Annotated in this window: 20 protein-coding genes and 1 pseudogene; 11 read left to right on the forward strand and 10 right to left on the reverse strand. The window is 69.3% G+C overall.

Annotated elements, in window-relative coordinates:
- Window positions 1–8: 8 nt before the first annotated feature.
- Both ASC98_RS18515 and gloB read right to left on the reverse strand, forming a co-directional pair.
- Window positions 9–1,598 (reverse strand): transglycosylase SLT domain-containing protein, encoded by a 1,590-nt coding sequence (locus ASC98_RS18515; RefSeq protein ID WP_082541673.1) that lies wholly within the window; start codon window positions 1,596–1,598, stop codon window positions 9–11.
- Window positions 1,598–2,368, reverse strand: coding sequence for a hydroxyacylglutathione hydrolase (gene gloB / locus ASC98_RS18520; protein WP_056814417.1), 771 nt, complete (start codon window positions 2,366–2,368; stop codon window positions 1,598–1,600). Before gloB ends, ASC98_RS18515 begins: the two co-directional genes overlap by 1 nt.
- Between gloB and ASC98_RS18525 the strand changes: the two genes are divergently transcribed.
- On the forward strand, window positions 2,367–3,227 hold the full coding sequence (locus tag ASC98_RS18525; RefSeq protein ID WP_056814420.1) for a class I SAM-dependent methyltransferase: 861 nt from the start codon (window positions 2,367–2,369) through the stop codon (window positions 3,225–3,227). The genes gloB and ASC98_RS18525 overlap by 2 nt on opposite strands.
- Window positions 3,224–3,706 (forward strand): ribonuclease HI, encoded by a 483-nt coding sequence (gene rnhA, locus ASC98_RS18530; protein ID WP_056814423.1) that lies wholly within the window; start codon window positions 3,224–3,226, stop codon window positions 3,704–3,706. The genes ASC98_RS18525 and rnhA overlap by 4 nt, the downstream gene beginning before the upstream one ends.
- A gap of 28 nt (window positions 3,707–3,734) precedes the next feature.
- On the opposite strand, the gene glp (ASC98_RS18535) is transcribed toward rnhA, so the two are convergent.
- The 5 genes and pseudogenes from glp (ASC98_RS18535) to ASC98_RS29600 all read right to left on the reverse strand — a co-directional run.
- Window positions 3,735–5,027, reverse strand: coding sequence for a gephyrin-like molybdotransferase Glp (glp, locus tag ASC98_RS18535; RefSeq protein WP_157597741.1), 1,293 nt, complete (start codon window positions 5,025–5,027; stop codon window positions 3,735–3,737).
- Window positions 5,024–5,602 (reverse strand): GNAT family N-acetyltransferase, encoded by a 579-nt coding sequence (locus ASC98_RS18540; protein WP_056814427.1) that lies wholly within the window; start codon window positions 5,600–5,602, stop codon window positions 5,024–5,026. The genes glp (ASC98_RS18535) and ASC98_RS18540 overlap by 4 nt, the downstream gene beginning before the upstream one ends.
- Entirely contained in the window at window positions 5,565–6,179 is a 615-nt protein-coding gene (gene mobA / locus ASC98_RS18545) for a molybdenum cofactor guanylyltransferase MobA (RefSeq protein WP_056814430.1), read from the reverse strand. The genes ASC98_RS18540 and mobA overlap by 38 nt, the downstream gene beginning before the upstream one ends.
- Entirely contained in the window at window positions 6,176–7,297 is a 1,122-nt protein-coding gene (gene moaA, locus ASC98_RS18550) for a GTP 3',8-cyclase MoaA (protein ID WP_056814433.1), read from the reverse strand. The genes mobA and moaA overlap by 4 nt, the downstream gene beginning before the upstream one ends.
- Window positions 7,298–7,560: 263 nt before the next feature.
- A pseudogene (locus ASC98_RS29600) lies at window positions 7,561–8,229 on the reverse strand (C40 family peptidase); the annotation flags it as partial.
- A gap of 116 nt (window positions 8,230–8,345) precedes the next feature.
- Between ASC98_RS29600 and ASC98_RS18560 the strand changes: the two are divergent.
- Window positions 8,346–10,250, forward strand: coding sequence for a propionate--CoA ligase (locus ASC98_RS18560; RefSeq protein ID WP_056814437.1), 1,905 nt, complete (start codon window positions 8,346–8,348; stop codon window positions 10,248–10,250).
- 55 nt (window positions 10,251–10,305) lie between these two features.
- Here the strand turns inward: ASC98_RS18560 and ASC98_RS18565 are convergent, their stop codons facing one another.
- The 3 genes from ASC98_RS18565 to ASC98_RS18575 all read right to left on the reverse strand — a co-directional run bounded on the left by ASC98_RS18565 (window position 10,306) and on the right by ASC98_RS18575 (window position 13,106).
- On the reverse strand, window positions 10,306–11,994 hold the full coding sequence (locus ASC98_RS18565; RefSeq protein WP_056814440.1) for a PhoH family protein: 1,689 nt from the start codon (window positions 11,992–11,994) through the stop codon (window positions 10,306–10,308).
- 182 nt (window positions 11,995–12,176) lie between these two features.
- Window positions 12,177–12,653 (reverse strand): peroxiredoxin, encoded by a 477-nt coding sequence (locus ASC98_RS18570; RefSeq protein ID WP_056814445.1) that lies wholly within the window; start codon window positions 12,651–12,653, stop codon window positions 12,177–12,179.
- 78 nt (window positions 12,654–12,731) lie between these two features.
- On the reverse strand, window positions 12,732–13,106 hold the full coding sequence (locus ASC98_RS18575; RefSeq protein ID WP_056814448.1) for an Mth938-like domain-containing protein: 375 nt from the start codon (window positions 13,104–13,106) through the stop codon (window positions 12,732–12,734).
- A gap of 119 nt (window positions 13,107–13,225) precedes the next feature.
- Here ASC98_RS18575 and ASC98_RS18580 point away from each other — a divergent pair, with 119 nt between their 5' ends.
- From ASC98_RS18580 to ASC98_RS18615, 8 genes are all read left to right on the forward strand, one after another.
- Window positions 13,226–13,639 carry a hypothetical protein gene (locus ASC98_RS18580; protein ID WP_056814450.1) on the forward strand — a complete coding sequence of 138 codons (414 nt, stop codon included), beginning with the start codon at window positions 13,226–13,228 and terminating at the stop codon, window positions 13,637–13,639.
- Window positions 13,640–13,856: 217 nt separating this feature from the next.
- Window positions 13,857–15,236 carry a hypothetical protein gene (locus ASC98_RS18585; protein WP_162249237.1) on the forward strand — a complete coding sequence of 460 codons (1,380 nt, stop codon included), beginning with the start codon at window positions 13,857–13,859 and terminating at the stop codon, window positions 15,234–15,236.
- Between the two features lie 160 nt (window positions 15,237–15,396).
- Window positions 15,397–16,623: a pyridoxal phosphate-dependent aminotransferase gene (locus ASC98_RS18590; protein WP_056814457.1), complete on the forward strand. Its 1,227-nt coding sequence runs from the start codon at window positions 15,397–15,399 to the stop codon at window positions 16,621–16,623.
- 51 nt (window positions 16,624–16,674) lie between these two features.
- The gene (locus ASC98_RS18595; RefSeq protein ID WP_056814460.1) at window positions 16,675–18,000 is read left to right on the forward strand and encodes a homoserine dehydrogenase; all 1,326 of its coding nucleotides are present in this window, start codon (window positions 16,675–16,677) and stop codon (window positions 17,998–18,000) included.
- Window positions 17,997–19,403 carry a threonine synthase gene (gene thrC / locus ASC98_RS18600; RefSeq protein WP_056814462.1) on the forward strand — a complete coding sequence of 469 codons (1,407 nt, stop codon included), beginning with the start codon at window positions 17,997–17,999 and terminating at the stop codon, window positions 19,401–19,403. The genes ASC98_RS18595 and thrC overlap by 4 nt, the downstream gene beginning before the upstream one ends.
- Window positions 19,400–19,930: a molybdopterin-guanine dinucleotide biosynthesis protein B gene (gene mobB / locus ASC98_RS18605; RefSeq protein ID WP_056814465.1), complete on the forward strand. Its 531-nt coding sequence runs from the start codon at window positions 19,400–19,402 to the stop codon at window positions 19,928–19,930. The genes thrC and mobB overlap by 4 nt, the downstream gene beginning before the upstream one ends.
- The gene (gene glp / locus ASC98_RS18610; RefSeq protein ID WP_056814468.1) at window positions 19,902–21,170 is read left to right on the forward strand and encodes a gephyrin-like molybdotransferase Glp; all 1,269 of its coding nucleotides are present in this window, start codon (window positions 19,902–19,904) and stop codon (window positions 21,168–21,170) included. The genes mobB and glp (ASC98_RS18610) overlap by 29 nt, the downstream gene beginning before the upstream one ends.
- The gene (locus ASC98_RS18615; protein ID WP_056814471.1) at window positions 21,167–21,418 is read left to right on the forward strand and encodes a MoaD/ThiS family protein; all 252 of its coding nucleotides are present in this window, start codon (window positions 21,167–21,169) and stop codon (window positions 21,416–21,418) included. The genes glp (ASC98_RS18610) and ASC98_RS18615 overlap by 4 nt, the downstream gene beginning before the upstream one ends.

Raw genomic sequence — 21,418 nt, forward strand, 5'->3', positions numbered from 1 at the left:
GCTGCGGGTCAGCGCTTCGCGACCCGCGAACTCCGCTTCGCCGCCGGCCGGTGTGCCTTCGATGCGGTGCGCACCGACGACTTGCGCGCCGTCGTCGACTTGCTCGCGACGAACACGTACACCGTCTGCCCCGGCTTGAAGTTCGCGCCGACCGTCGTCTTGTTCCACAGCGCGACCTGCGCCGCGCTCACGCGGTAGCGCTGCGCGACCGTCGCCACGCTCTCGCGCTTGCCGGCCTTCAGCGCCATGCGACGCAACGGCGGCGATTCGGACACCAGCGACATCATCGCGTTGTCGGCCAGGTGCTCCGACACATCGGTCAGCCGGCTTTCGGCGCGCGGCACCAGCAGCGTCGACCCGGCCCGCACCAGCATGCGCGGCGGGATGTTGTTGACCTCGCGCAGCTGCGCCTCGGTCATGCCGACCTGCTTGGCCGCATCGGCCGGACGCAGCGTGCGCGGCGCGACCCAGGCGGTCCACGTGGCCAGCGGGCCGCGGTGCTCGCCGATGCTGCGCACGAACTGCGCCGCGTTGTCGTACGGCAGCAGCAACTGCGGCGTGCCGGCCGCCAGGATCACCGGGCGGTTCATCTGCGGGTTCAGCGTCTGGAACTCGTCGTGCGACACGCCGGCCAGCCGCACCGCCAGCGCGACGTCGATGTCGCGCTCGATCGGCACGCTGAGGAAGTACGGGTGGTTGTCCAGCGACGGCAGCGTCAGCAGGTATTCCTCCGGGTGCAGCACGATGTTCTTGACCGCCTGCAGCTTGGGCACGTAGTACGCCGTCTCGTTCGGCATCTTCAGGCTGAGGTAGTCGGTCGGCTTGCCGGCGCGCCGGTTGCGCGCGATGGCGCGCTGCACGTTGCCTTCGCCCCAGTTGTAGGCGGCCAGCGCCAGGTGCCAGTCGCCGAACATGTCGTGCAGGCGGGCCAGGTAGTCGAGCGCGGCGCGCGTCGAATCGAGCACCGAGCGGCGGTCGTCGCGGAACACGTTCTGCTTCAGCGAGAAGGTGCTGCCGGTGGCCGGCATGAACTGCCACATGCCCGAGGCCTTGGCCGACGACACCGCCTGCGGGTTGAACGCGCTCTCGACGAAAGGCAGCAGCGCCAGCTCGGTCGGCATGCCGCGGCGCTCGACCTCTTCGACGATGTGGAACAGGTAGCGGCTGCCGCGCTCGGTCATGCGCTGCACGTAGTCGGGTCGCGACGCATACCAGCGCTCGGCGGTGCGCACCTGGTCGGTGTCGAGGTCGGGCATCGCGTAGCCGTGGCGCAGCCGCGCCCACAGGTCGATGGTCGCGGTGGGCGCGTCCAGGTCGACCTTCTCTTCGGGACGCAGCGGATCGATCGGCGGCGCGACGGCCGGGCCTTCGGCGACCGTGCTGTCCGGGGCCGAGGCGGCCGATGCCGCGCCGGCCGGCGCGCTGGCCGCGGCCGACGCCTCGGGGGCCGAAGCCGCCGAGGCCGCGCCGGCCACGCCGCCATCGGTGGTGGTCGCGCAGGCGGCCAGCAGGGTCAGCAAGGCGATCAGGCCGAGGCTGCAGCCTCGTCGCACGGTGTGGGTCAAGGACAAGGGCAGCGTCGAACTCAGGTCAATCATCAGAAGTTGTTTTTCCAGTGGCGCAGCGCAGCCAGCACGTCGACTTCGTCGTCGGGCCGGGCGCCGTGGGTGGCGGCGGCAGTGGCCACCTCGGGTTGCGCACAGCGCATGAAGGGATTGATGAGGCGCTCCTGCGCGATCGAACTCGGCAGCGTCGCACGGCCGTCGGCGCGCAACGATTCGCAGCGCGCGGTGTAGTCGAGCAGGTCGGCGTTGTGCGGCTCGACGGCCCGCGCGAACTTCAGGTTCGACAGCGTGTACTCGTGCGCGCAGCACACCCGCGTGTCGCCGGGCAGCGCGGCCAGGCGCGACAGCGAGCGGTGCATCTGCGCCGGCGTGCCCTCGAAGAGCCGCCCGCAGCCGCCGGAGAAGAGCGTGTCACCGCAGAACAGGATCGGCGCCTCGCCGTCGCGTGCCGCGCTGAAGTACGCGATGTGGCCGGCGGTGTGGCCCGGCACGTCGATCACGTCGAAGCGCTGGCCGAGCCAGTCGACGGCATCGCCGTCGTGCAACGGGGTGAACGGGTTCGGGATCTTCTCGCGCGCCGGTCCGTAGACGGGACCTTGCAGCCGGGGCCGCAGCGCATCGACGCCGCCGACGTGGTCGCCATGGTGATGGGTCACTAGAATCGCCGACAGCTTCAGGCCCTGTGCGTCCAGCGCTTGCTCCACCGGTGCCGATTCCCCCGGATCGACGACGAGAGCCTGCCGGCCGTCGTGAAGCATCCAGATGTAGTTATCGGCGAAGGCCGGCAGGGCAAGCAGTTTCATGACACAAGTCGGCGGGATTATAGGTTTGGCACAGTGGCTGGAGAGCCCCCCGGGGCGCTACCTGCTGGCATGGGAACAGGCCCAGACGGATCGAAGCGTGGCCGATGTGTTCGGATTTCACGCTTTGCAGCTCGGCATGACCGAACTCGACGGCCTGCGTGCCAACCGCATGCCGCACCGCTGGCTCGCCCTCGACGCGCACGGCGTGGACGCGCCAAGGCCGGTGGTGGAGGGCGATCCGGCCGCAGAAGTTCCCGCCGATCGCGTGGCCGTGGTGCTGCGCTGCGATTTCGATGCGCTGCCGTTCGATTCGCAAAGCCTGGACCTGGTCGTGCTGCCGCACACGCTGGAACTCGCCCGCGACCCGCACCTGGCGCTCGGCGAGGTCGAGCGCGTGCTGCGGCCCGAAGGGCGCATCGTGATCCTCGGCTTCAACCCGACCAGCCTGTGGGGGCTGCGCCAGCGGCTCGGCCGCCTGCTGCGCTACATCGGCTTCTCGCGCAACAAGCCGCTTTTCCTGCCGAGCGCCGGCGAGTTCCTCGGGTACTGGCGGCTGCGCGACTGGTTGCGGCTGCTCAGCTTCGAGGTGGAGGGCGGTCGCTTCGGCTGTTATCGTCCGCCCCTCAAGACCGATGCGTGGCTGGCGCGCTATGGCTGGACCGAACGCATCGGCGAACGCTGGTGGCCGGTGCTCGGCAGCGTCTACCTGCTGGTCGCGGTGAAGCGCGTGCGCGGCATGCGGCTGGTCGGCCTGATCCGGCAGCAGCGCACCGCGGGCCAGCGCGCCGCGACGGTCGCGAGCCACCGTGCGCACCAGCAAGCCCAGCAGGGCGCCCATTCTTCTTCCGAGACCCCATGACCGACGCCTCTCCCGCCGCACCCGCCGCACCGCCGCAGATCAAGCGCCCGCAGGTCCTCATCTACACCGACGGTGCCTGCAAGGGCAACCCCGGCCCCGGCGGCTGGGGCGCGTGGCTGCGCACCGGCGAGCACGAGAAAGAGATGTTCGGCGGCGAGCGCCAGACCACCAACAACCGCATGGAGCTGACGGCGGTGATCGAGGCGCTGGCGTCGTTGAAGCGCACCTGCGACGTGATCCTCTACACCGACAGCGAGTACGTGCGCAAAGGCATCACCGAGTGGATCCACGGCTGGAAGACGCGTGGCTGGAAGACCGCCGACAAGAAGCCGGTGAAGAACGCCGAGCTGTGGCAGCGGCTCGACGGGCTGCGCAACCTGCACCACGTCGACTGGCGCTGGGTGAAGGGCCACGCGGGCGACCCGGGCAACGAGCGGGCAGACCAGCTCGCGAACAAGGGCGTCGAGAGCGTGAGGTGAGATCCCGGACGCCGATCCGGGGGGCCGTTCACACCAAGCCGTCGAACGGCATGATCTCGACCACGCTGCCCGCCGGCACGTCACCTTGCTCGTGCGCCAGCACCACCAGCCCGTTCGCCTCGCTCATGCTGCGCAGCACGCCCGAGCCCTGCGAACCGGTGATCGCGACCTGCCACGTGCCATCGGCAGCGCGCGACACGATGCCGCGCTGGTACTCGGTGCGCCCCGGCCGCTTGCGGATCGCCGCCGTGCAGCGCGCCTGCAGCATCGGCAGCGGCCGGACCACCGCGCCCGACATCGCGAGCAGCGCGTCGCGCACGAAGGTGTAGAAGCCGACCATCACCGCGACCGGGTTGCCCGGCAGCCCGAACAGCACCGCCTCGCGGCCCTGGCTCGCGATGCGGCCCACCGCCATCGGCCGGCCCGGCCGCATCGCGATGCGCCAGAACAGCACCTCGCCGAGCCGCGCCATCACCGCGCGCGTGTGGTCGGCCTCGCCGACGCTGACGCCGCCGGAGGTGATCACCACGTCGGCGTTCTCGACCGCATGCCGCAACGTGGCCTCGAGCGCCGCGGGCTCGTCGCGCACGATGCCCAGGTCGAGCACCTCGACGCCGAGCCGCTGCAGCATGCCCCACAGCGTGTAGCGGTTGCTGTCGTAGACGCAGCCTTCGTCGAGCGCCTCGCCGACCGAGCGCAGTTCGTTGCCGGTGGAGAAGAAGGCCACGCGCGGGCGGCGCCACACCGGCAGCTCGCCGCGGCCGAGCGACGCGACCAGGCCCAGGTCGGCCGGCCGCAACGCGCGGCCGGCGTGCAGCGCGATGCTGCCGCGCGCCAGGTCTTCGCCGGCCAGCCGGCGGTTCGCGCCCGGCTTCACCGCGCCGGCGGGGATGGCGATGCGGTCGCCGTCGCGCTGCACCAGTTCCTGCGGCACGACGGTGTCGAGCCCGGCCGGCATCACCGCGCCGGTCATGATGCGGGCGCAGTGGCCGGCGCCGATGGCGTGCCCGACGACCTGGCCGGCCAGGCCGACGCCGGCCACCGTCAGCACGGTGGCTTCGCCGGCGCGCAGCTCGTCGCCGCGGAAGGCATAGCCGTCCATCGCCGCGTTGTCCTGCGGCGGCACGGCGATCGTCGAGACGATGTCCTGCGCCAGCACGCGGCCGAGGCTCGAGCGCAGCGACAGGTGCTCCACCGCCTGCACGCGCGGCAGCATGCGCGCAATGAAGGCGCGCGCGACGTCGACCGGCAGGTCGTCGGCGTCGTAGCCCGGCAGCCCGAGGGCGAGGTCGTTCAGTGTCGGCATGGGGAGGGGCGTCAGCGCGGCGCGGTCGAGGTCGGCAGCGGCAGCGTCAGCGACATCAGGTCCTTGTCATGGTAGACGCCGTCGAGCTTGATCGCGCGCTTCAGCGTGCCGTAGCGCTCGAAGCCGGCGCCTTCGTAGAGCCGCACCGCGCGCTGGTTGCTCGACGTGACCGACAGCGTCAGCAGCTCGATGCCGTCGGCCGCCTGCGCCTGCTCGATGCACGCCGCCAGCAGCGCGCGGCCGATGCCGCGGCCGGCCGCTTGCGCCTGCACCATCATCCCGACCACGTGGCCGATGTGGCGCACCTTGCTGCGGTTCTCGCGCTCGCAGGTGAGGGCGCCCAGCAGCTCGCCGTCGTCCCAGGCGCCGAGCGTGAACTGCCCGCCGCCGGCGTGGCCCAGCCCGAACCGCGGCAGGTAGACCTCGGCCGGCTTGCGCGATTCGGTGAGCGCGTCGGAGGTGAAGGCGTCGGGGAAGGCGTGCAGCATGCCGTCGCGCAAGGCCTTGTAGGCGGGCAGGTCGGCGACGCCGAGCGCACGGATCACCAGCAGCTCAGGGGCCGCGCGGCGCGCGGAGTCGGTCAAGGTCATCGAGGGTGTTGGCATTGGCGAAGGCCCCGGGTTCATCGAACACCGCCTCGGCGAGGCGGTGCTGTGCAGCCCAGGTGCGCACCCGGCGTTGGCCGGACTGCATGAACGCCCGCAGGCTGTTGGCAAGGCCGACCCGGATCAGGCAGAAGGTCGGCTCGGGCTGAAGGCTATCACCGTCGCGGCTCACCGCCATCGCGATCTCGGCATCGGCGGCGGTCATCGCGTCGGACAGGCGCAGCACCAGGTCGAGCGGGAAGTGCGGCGTGTCGCAGGGCACGGTCGCCAGCAGCGGTGTCTCGCAGTGCAGCAGTCCGGCCAGCACGCCGGCCAGCGGCCCGGCGTACTCGGGCAGCGCAGCGGGCCGTGCATCGGGCCAGACCGGCACGCCGAGCTTGCGGTAGTCGTCGAGGTGGCGGTTCGCGCTGAGCATCGTGCGGCCGACCTGCGGCGCGAGCCGCAGCAGCGCATGCTGCGCGAGCGTGGCGCCGGCGAAGGCCTGCAGGCCCTTGTCCACCCCGCCCATGCGTCGGCCTTGCCCGCCGGCCAGCACCAGGCCGGTGATCAGCGCCGGGTTCATCCGCCGATGTAGTGCATCTCGACGCGGCGCTCGGCCGGCGCGGACGACGGCTGCGCACCGGCTTCGCTGCGCAGTTCGGAATAGCGGTCGGCACGGCGGTTCCACACACCGCCGATCGCCGCCGAGATCTCGGCGTCGGTGCGGCCCTCGCGCAGCAGCGCGCGCAGGTCGTGGCCGCGGTTCGCGAACAGGCACAGGTAGAGCTTGCCTTCGGTCGACAGCCGCGCGCGGTTGCAGTCGCTGCAGAAGGCCTGCGTCACGCTCGAGATCACGCCGATCTCGCCGCCGCCGTCGGCATAGCGCCAGCGTTGCGCGGTCTCGCCGGCCTGCTGTGCATCGAGCGGCTGCAGCGGGAAGGCCGCGGCGACGCGCGCGACGACCTCGGCCGACGGCAGCACCTCGTCCATGCGCCAGCCGTTGGTGGCGCCGACGTCCATGTACTCGATGAAGCGCAGCACCACGCCGGTGTGCCGGAAGTGCCGTGCCATCGCGACGATCTGGTCGTCGTTGGTGCCGCGCTTGACCACCATGTTGACCTTGATCGGGCCGAGCCCCACGCGCTGCGCGGCGTCGATGCCGGCCAGCACGTCGGCGACCGGGAAATCAGCGTCGTTCATGCGGCGGAACACCGCGTCGTCGAGCGCGTCGAGGCTGACGGTGATGCGCTGCAGGCCGGCATCCTTCAGCGCCTGCGCCTTGCGGGCAAGCACCGAGCCGTTGGTGGTCAGCGTCAGGTCGAGCGGGGTGCCGTCGACGGTGCGCAACGCTGCCAGCATCCCGACCAGCCGCTCCAGGTTCTTGCGCAGCAGCGGCTCGCCGCCGGTCAGGCGGATCTTGTGCGTGCCGTGCGCGACGAACACGCCGGCCAGCCGCGCGATCTCCTCGAAGCTCAGCAGCGAGCTGTGCGGCAGGAACTCGTAGTGCTTGTCGAAGACTTCCTTCGGCATGCAGTAGCTGCAGCGGAAGTTGCAGCGGTCGGTCACCGAGATGCGCAGGTCGCGCAGCGGTCGGCCGAGCGTGTCGGCCAGCAGGCCGGTCGGGGCCGTCGAATGCTGGGGCACCGCCGGCACGCTGGACGCGTAGCGGAGGTCTGCCAGCGGGATCACTTTGTCGGCCATGGGCGGATTGTGCCCGGCCGGTATGTGTCGGATGGGCGTGGGGCGATTCGATCGCGCGTTCTGTTGATTCAGGCCTTGACGGCTTTCGCGGCGGGCTTGCGGCGGGTCTTGTGCGCGGCCTTGCGCGTCGCCGGCGGGCTGGCCGGCTTCAGCACCTCGGGCACCGCGGCGGCGAGGGGCGCTGCCGCGGTGGCGGCGGCCGTCGCGACGTTGTCGACCGCGGAGGTCACCGCGCCGCCGTCGGGCAGCGATTCGACGGTGGTCGCCGCGTCGGACGCCGGTGCCTCGGCCTGCTCGGCCCGGCGGGCGCCGGTGAAGCGCTTGGCCCAGTAGGCGAAGCGCATGTCCTCGACCCGCACCTCGCCGCCGGGCTTCGGCGCGTGGATGAACTTGCCTTCGCCGATGTAGATGCCGACGTGCGAGAAGGTGCGGCGCAGCGTGTTGAAGAACACCAGGTCGCCGGGCTTCAGGTCATCGCGCTTGACGGTGAGCAAGCCCTTGGCCCGGGCCTGCTCGTCGGCGCGGCGCGGCAGCACCAGGCCCAGGCTGCTCTCGAAGATGTGGCGGGTGAAGCCGCTGCAGTCGAAGCCGGAATCGGCATCGTTGCCGCCGCGGCGGTAGCGCACGCCCAGGAAGTTCATCGCGGTCAGCACCATGTCGGACGCCTTCTGGCGGACGTGCTGCGTGAAGCTTTCGGGGGCGGCTGCAGGGGGTGTCGCGACCGGCGCCGCGGTGGCGGCAGGCGTCGGTTCGGCGGGCGGCGCTGCGGCCGGCGTGCTGGCGGCACCGCCCGGGGCGATCAGGCCCTTGTCGCTCAGCAGGCGGGTGATCTGGTCGGTGTCGGCCCAGGCGCTGCCGCCGGCCACAGCCAGCGCCACCAGGGAAGCGCGCACGAAAAAGGGGACGACCAACCGCAACATGGCGCGCAGCATAAAAGAGTCAACGGGCAGCGTCAACGGCAAAAGTCCTTTCAAAACCGGCACTTAGCACGTTCTTTTCAGGCTTTTCCTGGGTTGTTGCGGAGGTGTTTCTGTGGTGTAACCGAGGTATGGGTTCCTACCGAGATTTTCACGCGCGCTCGCTGACCGACCGCGACGGCTTCTGGTCCGAACAGGCGGCCTTGATCGACTGGGAGCGGCCGTTCGAGCAGGTCTGCGATGCCAGTCACCCGCCATTCGCGCGCTGGTTCGTCGGCGGGCGGACCAACCTGTGCCACAACGCGGTCGACCGCCACCTGGCTGCGCGCGCCGACCAGCCCGCGCTGATCTACGTGTCGAGCGAGACCGGCGACGAGCGGCGCTACACCTTTCGCGAACTGCATGCCGAGGTGCAGCGCATGGCGGCCATCCTGCTGTCGCTCGGCGTGAAGCAGGGCGACCGCGTGCTGGTCTACCTGCCGATGATTCCGGAGGCGGCGTTCGCGATGCTGGCCTGCGCCCGCATCGGCGCGATCCATTCGGTGGTGTTCGGCGGCTTTGCCAGCGCGAGCCTGGCCAGCCGCATCGACGACGCGCAGCCGACGCTGATCGTGAGCGCCGATGCCGGCAGCCGCGGTGGCAAGCTCGTCGCGTACAAGCCCCTGCTCGACGAGGCGATGCGGCTGGCCGATCACAAGACGCCGCGCACGCTGATGATCGACCGCGGGCTCGCGCCGATGCAGCTCGACGCGCAGCGCGATGCGTCGTACGAGGCGCTGCGGGCCGAGCATTTCGAGGCGGCCGTGCCCTGCACCTGGGTCGAGTCCACGCAGCCGAGCTACACGCTGTACACCAGCGGCACCACCGGCCGGCCCAAGGGCGTGCAGCGCGACACCGGCGGCTACGCGGTGGCCCTGGCCGCGAGCATGAAGCACATCTTCCAGGGACGTGCCGGCGAGACCTTCTTCTGCACCAGCGACATCGGCTGGGTGGTCGGCCACAGCTACATCGTCTACGGACCGTTGATCGCCGGCATGGCGACGCTGATGTACGAGGGGCTGCCGGTCCGGCCGGACGCGGCGGTGTGGTGGCGCCTGGTCGAGACGTACCGCGTCAGCGTGATGTTCAGCTCGCCGACCGCGGTGCGGGTGCTGAAGAAGCACGATGCCGCATTGCTGAAGCGGCACGACCTGTCGAGCCTGCGCGCACTGTTCCTGGCCGGCGAGCCGCTCGACGAGCCGACCGCGCACTGGATCGCCGACGGCATCGGCAAGCCGGTCATCGACAACTACTGGCAGACGGAGACCGGCTGGCCGATATTGACGATCGCGAACGGCGTGGAGCGGACGGCGGGGCGCTTCGGCAGCCCGGGCGTCGCGATGTACGGCTACGACGTGAAGCTGGTCGACGAGCTGAGCGGCGAGGAGCTGACGCAGCCGAACCGGAAGGGCGTGCTGGTCATCGAAGGGCCGCTGCCGCCCGGGTGCATGCAGACGGTGTGGCGCGACGATGCGCGCTTCGTCGAGACCTACTGGAAGACGATTCCCGGGCGCATGGTCTACAGCACCTTCGACTGGGGCGTGCGCGACGAGGACGGCTACTACTTCATCCTCGGCCGCACCGACGACGTGATCAACGTGGCCGGGCATCGGCTCGGCACGCGCGAGATCGAGGAGAGCATCAGCAGCCACCCGGCGGTGGCCGAGGTGGCGGTGGTGGGTGTGGCCGACCCGCTGAAGGGCCAGGCGGCCATGGCCTTCGTCGTGCTGCGCGATGCCGGCCTCGCGGGCGACGAAGCCGGCCGGCTGCGGCTGGAAGGCGAGGTGATGAAGACGGTCGAGCAGGGGCTCGGCGCGATCGCGCGGCCGTCGCGCGTGCACGTCGTCGGCGCGCTGCCGAAGACACGCTCCGGCAAGCTGCTGCGCCGCGCGATCCAGGCGGTGTGCGAGCACCGCGACCCGGGCGACTTGACGACGATCGAGGACCCGACCGCGCTGCAGCAGATCCGCGAGCGGGTGGAACCCCGTTCGGGCTGAGCCTGGCGAAGCCTGCGAGCAGCGCTTCGACGAGCTCAGGGCGAGCGGGGGAGCGTCAGAGCACCTCGGACGCGAAGTCCGCGAGGCGCGAACGCTCGCCACGCGCCAGGGTGACGTGCCCCGAGTGCGGCCAGCCCTTGAAGCGGTCAACCGCGAAGGTCAGCCCGGAGCTGCCTTCGGTCAGGTACGGCGTGTCGATCTGCGCGAGGTTGCCCAGGCACACGATCTTCGTGCCGGGGCCGGCGCGGGTGATCAGTGTCTTCATCTGCTTGGGCGTCAGGTTCTGCGCCTCGTCGATGATCACGAACTTGTTCAGGAAGGTGCGCCCGCGCATGAAGTTCAGGCTCTTGATCTTGATCTTGCTGCGCACCAGGTCGTTGGTGGCCGCGCGGCCCCATTCGCCGGCCGCGCCGTCGGTCTTCGACAGCACCTCGAGGTTGTCGTCGAGCGCGCCCATCCACGGCGACATCTTTTCTTCCTCGGTGCCCGGCAGGAAGCCGATGTCCTCGCCCACCGGCACCGTCACGCGGGTCACGATGATCTCGGTGTAGCGGCGGTCGTCCATCACCTGCGACAGCCCGGCCGCCAGCGTCATCAGCGTCTTGCCGGTGCCGGCGGTGCCGGTCAGCGTGATGAAGTCGCAGTCGGGGTCCATCAGCAGGTTCAGCGCGAAGTTCTGCTCGCGGTTGCGTGCGGTGACGCCCCACACCGCATTCTTCTGGTGGGTGTACTCGCGCAGCGTGCGCAGCACCGCGGTCTTGCCGGTGATCTCGGTGACCTTGGCGTACAGCGGCGCGGCACCCGGGGCTTCGAGGTAGACGAACTGGTTGACGAGCAGCGCCGGCACCATCGGCCCGCTGATGCGGTAGTAGGTGAGGCCGCCCTGGTTCCAGCTCTCCATGGTCTTGCCATGGCGGTCCCAAAAGTCGGCCGGCAGCGCCAGCACGCCGGTGTAGAGCAGGTCGCCGTCTTCCAGCGTCTTGTCGTTGGTGTAGTCCTCGGCGGCCAGGCCCAGCGCGCGCGCCTTGATGCGCATGTTGATGTCCTTGGACACCAGCACCACCTCGCGGCCTTGCTGCTGGTCGCGGAGCGCCTGCACGACGCCCAGGATCTGGTTGTCGGCCTTGCCCTGCGGCAACCCTTGCGGCAGCGTCACGTTGACCAGCGTGGTCTGGAAGAACAGCTTGCCGCCGGCCTCGCGGTGGCCGGTGCCCGCCAGCGGCAGGCCTTCGGCCATGTCGCGTCCGGGCTGGTCGGACAGGCCGCCGGCCAGCGCGTCGAGGTCGCGGCTCACCTGGCGTGCGTTGCGGGCGACTTCGGACATGCCTTTCTTGTGATCGTCGAGCTCCTCGAGCGTGATCATCGGCAGGTAGACGTCGTGTTCCTCGAAGCGGAACAGGCAGGTCGGGTCGTGCATCAGCACGTTGGTGTCGAGCACGAACAGCTTGGCCGGGCCGGTGCCGCGCGGCTTGCGCAGCTTCGGCTCGGGGCTCGGACGGCGTGCCGCGGTGGCGACCGGGGCCGGGGCCGAAGGCGGCATCACCGGCGCGATGGGCTTGGCCTTGGCCGTGACCACCGGCGCGGCTTCGCGCGGGGCATCGAACAGGTCGAGGACCGCCGGCGAGGCGGGCTCCTCGCTGCGTTTGCTCTGCGTGCGTTTGCCGGGTTTGGGAGCGGCCTGCGATTCGAAATCGGCGGGGGTGAGGAGGGCGGCGCGTTTGGCAGGCGGCTTGGGCAGTGGCATGGGTGTGTGTCGGGTGGGCTTGGAGGTCAGGTGGGGGAGGCGAGGGCAACAAAAAAGCCGCGCGGTTGCCCGAGCGGCTTGATGATGACTGGCTGTCTGAATTCACAACTCACAGGCATGACCCATTATGCACATCCACGACGACACCTCAACAAAACTCCCGTCGTCGTGGATTTCGCGGATCAGCCTGCCTTCTTCAGGCCCTTGACCGCCTTCAGCACTTCGTCGACGTGGCCGGCGACCTTGAGGCCGCGCCATTCGACCCGCAGCACGCCTTCGGCGTCGATCAGGAAGGTGCTGCGCTCGATGCCCTTGACCTTCTTGCCGTACATGATCTTGTTCTTGACGACGCCGAACATGTGGCACAACTTCTCTTCGGTGTCGGCGATCAGCTCGAACGGCAGTTCAAGGTTCTGCTTGAACTTGTCGTGCGAACTCATGTTGTCGCGCGAGACGCCAAAAACCACCGCGCCGGCCTTGACGAAATCCTTGTGCCGATCGCGAAACTGCATGGCCTCGGTGGTACAACCGGGCGTGTTGTCCTTCGGGTAGAAGTAGAGAACGACGATCTGCCCCGCGAAGGCGGCGGGCGTGAACTTCACGCCACCGGTTGCGAGCGCTTCAAATTCCGGGAGGGGTTTGTTGAGGGCTGGCGTCATGAAGAATTCTGGGGAGTTGCGCCGCGGGAGGCGTAGCCGTTGATTATAAGGCCACGGCCATTGCGCTCCGGCGCCCCATCAGCCACCCAGCAGCAGGCCGACCACCGCGCGGCGCCCTTCCGAGACCAGCACGTTGTAAGTGCGGCAGGCCGCCGCGGTGTCCATCGTCTCGATGCCGATGCGCTGGTCGATCAACGGGCGCAGCAGCGCCGGCGACGGGAAGCGGATGCGGTCCCCGCTGCCGAAGATCACCAGCTCGGGCGACAGCGCCGCGATCGCGCCGAAATGTTCGGCCGTCAGGTCTTCGAAGCGCTCGACGTTCCATTCGACGACCTCGCCCTGCCAGGGCACGACGATGCTGCGCCGATGCACGACGCCGTTGATCGAGATGGCTCCCGGGATCAGCCCGGAGACGGCGTTGACGCCTTCGATGCGGTCAGGTTGAAGCTTCATGTGGAAATTCTCTTCTATCTGGCTCGCTTTTGAAGATGGCGGTATCTCGAAATTGCATGGGACGACTGCGTCGCGAACGTCACGAAGCGAAGGTCCAAGGCCACATCCCTACGCCAGCAATGACGACCCAGCAAGCCGAACGCGCAATGAAGCAGGTGAGGGTGGCATGCCGCCGCTTCAACAGGTTGATCGCCGATCTGCACGACTGCCTGGCGTTGCCGATGCCCGACGGGTTTCCGGCCCCACCGTGCGGGCCGGTCCAGGTGGAACTGGCGTTGCGAGGCGTGCGGTTCCGTATCGGACACGATCCGGCACTCGACGCCGGTTCGCTGGTCGTGCAGTGCTTCTTCGGCACGCCCCTGCAGGACCTGCGCCCGGCGCCGGAAGCCCCCACGTGGCGCACGTCTGACGCTGCCGCCGGGAGACAGGGATGCACCATGTCCGCCATGCGGCGAATCGGACGCGCCGCGCTTTTCCGGGCGCTTCGACCGAGACCGACCGCAGCTCGAGCCGGAACCGGCACCTTCCCATGAGCACGACGGGCCGCGTGGCGCCGCAGCGCACGCCCGTGTGCTCGGCAATCCGCTGGCGTGGATCCTGGGGTGCACGAGCCGGGCATCCGGCGGATCCGGCCGGACGAGGTCCACGAGGTCCACGCAGACGCAGCCCGGTTCGGAGCACGAAAGCCGGTCCGACATCGAGTCGGCGGATGGCAACGCGAGTTCCGAGGGGTCGAGCGAGAGCGGCCCCGTGCTGCGAGAAGCGCCTGCGGCTCGTTCGGTGGCGGACTCGATCCCGCTGGGGTTGCACGCGGCGTTCAACTTCGTGCGCGAAGGCGGCAGCCAGTTCGCGGGGCGGCTCCCCGTCGTCTGGGGTCTCGGCTGGGCGGCGCGGGAATGCATGCAGCTGTCCCCGATCGGGACCCTGGCTGCATGCGGTGCGGTCGACATGGCATTCACCGTGGGCAACCACTGGTACCTCACGCGGCGCCAGGGCCGCGCCGATCCCGCGGCCGACGACGAAGACTCGGTGTCGGACGACACACGGCAGGCCGTGCAGCTGCCGGGCGACTCGTTGACCTTCCGGTGCGTTCGGGTCATGGCGATCGCGCTGCCCCTGACGGCCGTTCCGGTGTTCCTGGGTGGTGCCGCTTACGCCAGCGCGAATGAGTTGAGCGACGAGATGATCTGGAACCTCACGGCCGTCGGGCCGGAGTGCGCGCAGAAGTACGGCGTCTCCGGCGGCCCCTGGGCCTACGGAGCGCACCTCGCGATGACCGTCGTGCTTCAGCCCATCCTCGTGGGCAAGTTCGCGCGGATCCTGCGCCAGCTGATCCAGTCGCTCAGTCGCTCGCCGATCACGTCGGGGTGTGTCGTGGGCTACGAGTTTCCGGACGGAAGCTTCTTGCGCCTGACCGACCACGACCAGGAGATGCTCAACACGCTGAGGGATTCGAAGTACGTGGTGTCGACCTTCGTCTTCCTGTACTGCTTCTCGATGTGGGCCAAGGGCTTGTCCAACGCCATCGATACCGCGTTGTGCGCCGAGATGATCGAGCTGGGCCTGGACCTGGACAGCCCGGTCTGGGGCTCCGTCAACGAAGGTTTCGACGGCGCCTTCCCGGTTCTCTCCGGCCTGCTGTTCAGCAACTTTCCGCAGTGGTTCGGGGCAACGCCGGAGACGGCGCACATGATTCGCTGCCGGGTGGAGCGCCAGCCCGGCATCGTCGACGGCCTGCAAGGCTTCATCGACGACTTCAAGCGGCACACCAGCGCGCGCCTGACCACCGGGGCGGCCGGCGCCGACGTGCCGAGCGTGCTGGCGACATTGCTGGACCTGACGGGCGTCAAATGGCCGGGGCACGTGGTTCGGGCCGCAGGCACGGTCTGGACCGGAACCGTCTGCGCCGCCCGGGCACGCTACCTCGCGTACTGGGAGGAGAAGTCCGAAACGCCGCGGCCCGGGCGTGGGCTCCCGGGCGGTGAAGAGCCTGCGGACATCGATGCGCAGCCTCTCCGGCGGCAGCGTCCCCAGCCTCGACCTCGACGACAAGCCGATGACGCCGCGCGAGAAGCCGATCAGGCGCAAGCTCGATGCATGGACGCCGCGCACGCCGCCCCGATCCGATGAATCCGTTTCACCGGCCTCCGTTGAATCCTCGCGATGTTCTTCGAATGACAACCCGGTTTGAGCGACCGCCGCGATGCCTGTGCGAAAATTTCCGTCCCGCCACCGCAGCGTGCCGTGCAGCGCTTCGCACGGCCCCTGCGACCCCGACCCGGAGCCCCCGTTGAAACCCATCGCCAAGTCCAGCAAGCTTGCCAGCGTCTGCTACGACATCCGCGGGCCCGTGCTCGAGAAGGCCCGGCAGATGGAGGAAGAGGGCCAGAAGATCATCAAGCTGAACATCGGCAACCTCGCGGTGTTCGGCCTCGAACCGCCGGACGAGATCGTGCAGGACATGATCCGCAACCTGCCGCATTCGGCCGGCTACACCGATTCGAAGGGCCTGTTCGCCCCGCGCAAGGCGGTGGTGCACTACTCGCAAGAGAAGAACATCGCCGGCGTCACCGTCGACGACGTCTACCTCGGCAACGGCGCGTCCGAGCTGATCGCGATGAGCATGAACGCGCTGCTCAACGATGGGGATGAAGTGCTGGTGCCGGCGCCCGACTACCCGCTGTGGACCGCGTCGGTCGCGCTGTCGGGCGGCACCGCGGTGCACTACGTCTGCGACGAGCAGAGCGACTGGTACCCCGACATCGCCGACATCAAGGCGAAGATCACGCCGAACACCAAGGCCATCGTCGTGATCAACCCGAACAACCCGACCGGCGCGCTGTACCCCGACAGCCTGCTGCAGGAGATCGTCGAGCTCGCGCGCCAGCACCAGCTGATCGTCTTCGCCGACGAGATCTACGACAAGACGCTGTACGACGGCAACACCCACACCAGCATCGCGTCGCTCGCGACCGACGTGCTGTTCGTCACCTTCAACGGCCTGAGCAAGAACTACCGCTCGTGCGGCTACCGGGCCGGCTGGATGATCGTCTCCGGCGAGAAGCGCCATGCGCGCGACTACATCGAGGGGCTGAACATGCTCGCGTCGATGCGCCTGTGCTCGAACACGCCCGGCCAGCTCGCGATCCAGACCGCGCTCGGCGGCTACCAGAGCATCAAGGACCTGGTCGCGCCCGGCGGCCGGCTGTGCCGCCAGCGCGACCTCGCGCACCAGCTGCTGACGCAGATCCCCGGCGTCAGCTGCGTGAAGCCGAAGGCGGCGCTGTACATGTTCCCGCGCCTCGACCCGAAGCTGTACCCGATCGCCGACGACCAGCAGTTCGCCTACGACCTGCTGGCCGACGAGAAGGTGCTGATCGTGCAGGGCACCGGCTTCAACTGGCTGCAGCCGGATCACTTCCGGCTGGTGTTCCTGCCGAACTCCGACGATCTTTCCGACGCGATCGGCCGCATCGCGCGTTTCCTCGACCATTACCGCAAGCGTCATTCGCACTGAGTTCCTGATCCCTTCGCTTTCACTCCAGCCCGTGCAGGGCGTTCTCCCACCATGAAACCCATCCAAGTCGGTTTGCTCGGCCTCGGTACCGTCGGCAGCGGCACGTTCAACGTGCTGCAGCGCAATCAGGAGGAAATTCGGCGTCGCGCCGGCCGCAGCATTCAGATCACGATGGTGGCGGCCCGCAACGTCGAACGTGCGAAGGGCATCGTCGGCGATGCGGCCAGGGTGGTGGCCGATGCGCGCGAAGTCATCGCGAACCCGGCGATCGACATCGTCGTCGAGTTGATCGGCGGCTACGACGTCGCGAAGACGCTGGTGATGGAGGCCATCGCGGCCGGCAAGCACGTGGTCACCGCCAACAAGGCGCTGCTCGCGGTGCATGGCACCGAGATCTTCGCGGCCGCGCATGCCAAGGGCGTGATGGTCGCGTTCGAGGCCGCGGTGGCCGGCGGCATCCCGATCATCAAGTCGCTGCGCGAAGGCCTGTCGGCCAACCGCATCGAATGGATCGCCGGCATCATCAACGGCACCACCAACTTCATCCTGTCGGAGATGCGGGCCAAGGGCCTCGATTTCGACGCGGTGCTGAAGGAAGCGCAGCGCCTGGGCTACGCCGAGGCCGACCCGACCTTCGACATCGAAGGCGTCGACGCCGCGCACAAGCTGACCATCATGAGCGCGATCGCGTTCGGCACGCCGGTGCAGTTCGAGCGCGCCCACGTCGAGGGCATCACGAAGCTGCAGGCGGCCGACATCACCTATGCCGAGCAGCTGGGCTACCGCATCAAGCTGCTGGGCATCACGAAGCGGCGCGACGACCTCGGCCGCAACGCCGGCATCGAGCTGCGCGTGCACCCGACGCTGGTGCCGACCAAGCGGCTGATCGCCAACGTCGAAGGCGCGATGAACGCCGTCGTCGTGCACGGCGACGCGGTCGGCACGACACTGTCGTACGGCAAGGGAGCCGGCTCCGAGCCGACCGCATCGGCGGTGGTCGCCGACCTGGTCGACATCACGCGGCTGCACACCGCCGACCCCGACCACCGCGTGCCGCACCTGGCCTTCCAGCCGGACCAGCTCTCCGACACGCCGATCCTCGACATCGGGCAGGTCGTCACGTCGTTCTACCTGCGGCTGCAGGTGGCCGACCAGGCCGGCGTGCTGGCGCGCATCACCGGCATCCTGGCCGAGCACGCGATCTCGATCGACGCACTGCTGCAACGGGAGTCTGCCGAAGGCGAAGCCCACACCGACGTGATCATCCTGACCCACGACACCGTCGAGGGCGAGATGAACAAGGCGCTGGCGCAGATGCAGGCACTGCCCACCGTGCTGGCGCCGATCGTGCGCATCCGCAAGGAAGAGCTGTCGTGAAATACATCAGCACCCGTGGCGATGCCACCCAGCGCGGCTTCTCCGACATCCTGCTCGAAGGCCTCGCGCCCGACGGCGGGCTCTACCTGCCCACGCACTACCCGCAGGTCGATGCACCGACGCTCGCGCGCTGGCGCGAGCTGCCGTACCACGAGCTGGCGTTCGAGATCCTGTCGCTCTACATCGACGACATTCCGGCCGCCGACCTGCGCGGCCTGGCGGCGAAGACCTACACCCCCGCGGTGTTCGGCAGCACCGAGATCGCACCGATCACCGCTCTGCGCCCCGGCCTGTACCTGCAAGGCCTGTCGAACGGCCCGACGCTCGCGTTCAAGGACATGGCGATGCAGCTGCTCGGCAACCTGTTCGAGTACGAACTGGGCCGCCGCGGCGAGACGCTGAACATCCTCGGCGCGACCTCGGGCGACACCGGCAGCGCGGCCGAGCATGCGATGCGCGGGAAAAAAGGCATCAACGTCTTCATGCTGAGCCCGCACGGCCGCATGAGCCCGTTCCAGCAGGCGCAGATGTTCAGCCTGCAGGACGCCAACATCCACAACATCGCGATCGAAGGCGTGTTCGACGACTGCCAGGACATCGTCAAGGCGGTGTCCAACGACCTCGCGTTCAAGCGCGCGAACCGCATCGGCACCGTCAACTCGATCAACTGGGCGCGGCTGCTGGCGCAGGTGGTGTACTACTTCGCCGGCTGGCTCCAGGCCACGCGCGATGGCGCCAGGGAAGTCAGCTTCGCGGTGCCGTCGGGCAACTTCGGCAACATCTGCGCCGGCCATGTCGCGCGCAGCATGGGGCTGCCGATCCGGCAGTTGGTGCTGGCCACCAACGAGAACCGGGTGCTCGACGAGTTCTTCCGCAGCGGCACCTACCGGGTGCGTGCCGGCAGCGAGACCTTCGAGACTTCGAGCCCGTCGATGGACATCTCGAAGGCGTCGAACTTCGAGCGTTTCGTGTTCGACCTGCTGGGGCGCGACGGCGAGCGCACCCGCGCGCTGTTCAAGACCGCGATCGAGCAGCACGGCCGCTTCGAGATCACGCCGGATGAATTCGCGCGCATCGCCGGCTACGGCTTCGTGTCGGGCCACAGCACGCATGCCGACCGGCTCGCGACGATCCGGCTCGCATACGAGCGCTTCGGCGCGATGATCGACACGCACACCGCCGACGGGCTGAAGGTCGCGCTCGAGCACCTCGACCCGGCGGTGCCGATGATCGTGCTCGAGACGGCGCTGCCGGCCAAGTTCGCCGACACCATCATCGAGGCGCTGAACCGCGAGCCGGCTCGGCCGTACCAGCTGCAAGGCATCGAAGACCTGCCGAAGCGCTTCGTCGTGATGCCGGTCGATGCCGACGCGGTCAAGCAGTACATCACCGCGCACCCGTGAACGTCATCGGCTTCAGCGGGTATTCGGGCGCTGGCAAGACCACGCTGGTCGAGCAGCTGATCCCGCTGCTGCGCGCGGCCGGCCAGCGGGTGTCGGTGGTCAAGCATGCGCACCACGATTTCGACATCGACCAGCCGGGCAAGGATTCGTACCGCCACCGCCAGGCCGGCGCGTTCGAGATCGTGATCGCCTCCGACCGGCGGCTGGCCAAGATCCGCGAGTACGAGCAGCTGGCCGAGCCGACGGTGCACCAGCTGATCGCCGAGCTGGTCGACTGCGACTGGGTGCTGGTCGAAGGCTTCAAGCATGCCGACCTGCCGAAGATCGAGGTCTGGCGCGCGGCCACCGGCAAGCAGGCGAACTACCCGACCGATCCGTTCATCGTCGCGATCGCGACCGACAGTGCCGATCGCTTGCCCGAACCGACCTCGCGCCCGGTGCTCGACCTGAATGACCCTGCGGCGGCAGCCGCTTTCCTGCTGGCCGATGCTTCGCGCTATGACTACCAGCCTCCCGCTTTCCCCTGAACGTCCGGCGCCTGCGCGTTCGCCGCTGCTGTCGCTCGACGACGCGCTGGCGCGCCTGCTGGCCGCGGTGCAGCCGCTGCCGGCCACCGAGGCCGAAAGCCTGTCGACCTTCGACGCACTCGGCCGCGTGCTGGCCACCGACGTGCACGCGCAGCTCGACGTGCCGCCGCTCGACAACACCGCGATGGACGGCTATGCGCTGCGCAGCGCCGACGTGCCGGCGGCCAGCACGCTGCTGCCGGTGAGCCAGCGCATTCCGGCCGGCAGCCTGCCGGTCGCGTTGCAACCGGGCAGCGCGGCGCGCATCTTCACCGGCGCACCGATCCCGCCCGGTGCCGATGCGGTCGTGATGCAGGAGCAGTGCGAGGCCATCGGCAGCCAGGTGCGCATCGACGAGGTGCCGAAGGCCGGCCAATGGGTGCGCCGCCGCGGCGAGGACGTGCGGCACGGCAGCGTCGTGCTGACGCAGGGTCAGCGCCTGACCCCGCAGGCGCTCGGCCTGGCCGCCTCGGTGGGCGCGGCGACGCTGTCGGTGATGCGCCGGCCGCGCGTCGCGCTGTTTTCCACCGGCGATGAGCTGGTGATGCCGGGCGAGCCGCTGCGCCCCGGCGCGATCTACAACTCCAACCGCTACACGCTGCGGGCGCTGATCCAGGCGCTGGGCGGCGACGTGACCGACCTCGGCATCGTGCCCGACCGGCTCGACGCGACGCGCGATGCGCTGATGCGGGCGGCGCAAGGCCACGACCTGATCGTCACCAGCGGCGGCGTGTCGGTCGGTGAAGAAGACCACCTGCGCCCGGCGGTGCAGGCCGAAGGGCAGCTCGACCTGTGGCAGATCGCGGTCAAGCCGGGCAAGCCGCTGGCGTTCGGCAGCGTGCGCCGCGGCGATTCCTCCGCGGCCTGGTTCATCGGGCTGCCGGGCAACCCGGTGTCGAGCTTCATCACCTTCTTGCTCGCGGTGCGTCCGGTGCTGCTGCGGCTGCAGGGCGTCGCGGCCGAGCTGCCGCGCGGGCTGCCGATGCGGGCCGATTTCGCCTGGCCGAAGCCCGACCGGCGGCGCGAGTTCCTGCGCGTGCGCCGCAATGCCGACGGCGGGCTGGACCTGTTCGCGAACCAGGGGTCGGGCGTGCTGAGCTCGGCGGTGTGGGGCGACGGCGTGGTCGACAACCCGCCCGGCCAGGCCATCGCGGCCGGCGACACGGTGCGCTACGTGCCGTTCTCGGAGTGGCTCGCATGAAGCTGCGGATCCGCTATTTCGCATCGTTGCGCGAAGCCTTGGGCAGCAGCGAGTCGCTGGAGCTGCCGGCCGGTGCCGACGTGGCGGCGGCGCGCGATGCGCTGATCGCGCGCAGCGAGCGCCACGCGGCGGCGCTGGCGCGCACGCGGGCCTTGCGCTGCGCGCTCGACCAGGCGCTGTGCGACGAAGCCACGTTGCTGCACGACGATGCGGAACTCGCGTTCTTCCCGCCGGTGACCGGAGGCTGA

It is taken from the genome of Rhizobacter sp. Root1238, assembly GCF_001425825.1.
Classification (GTDB): Bacteria; Pseudomonadota; Gammaproteobacteria; order Burkholderiales; family Burkholderiaceae_C; genus Rhizobacter.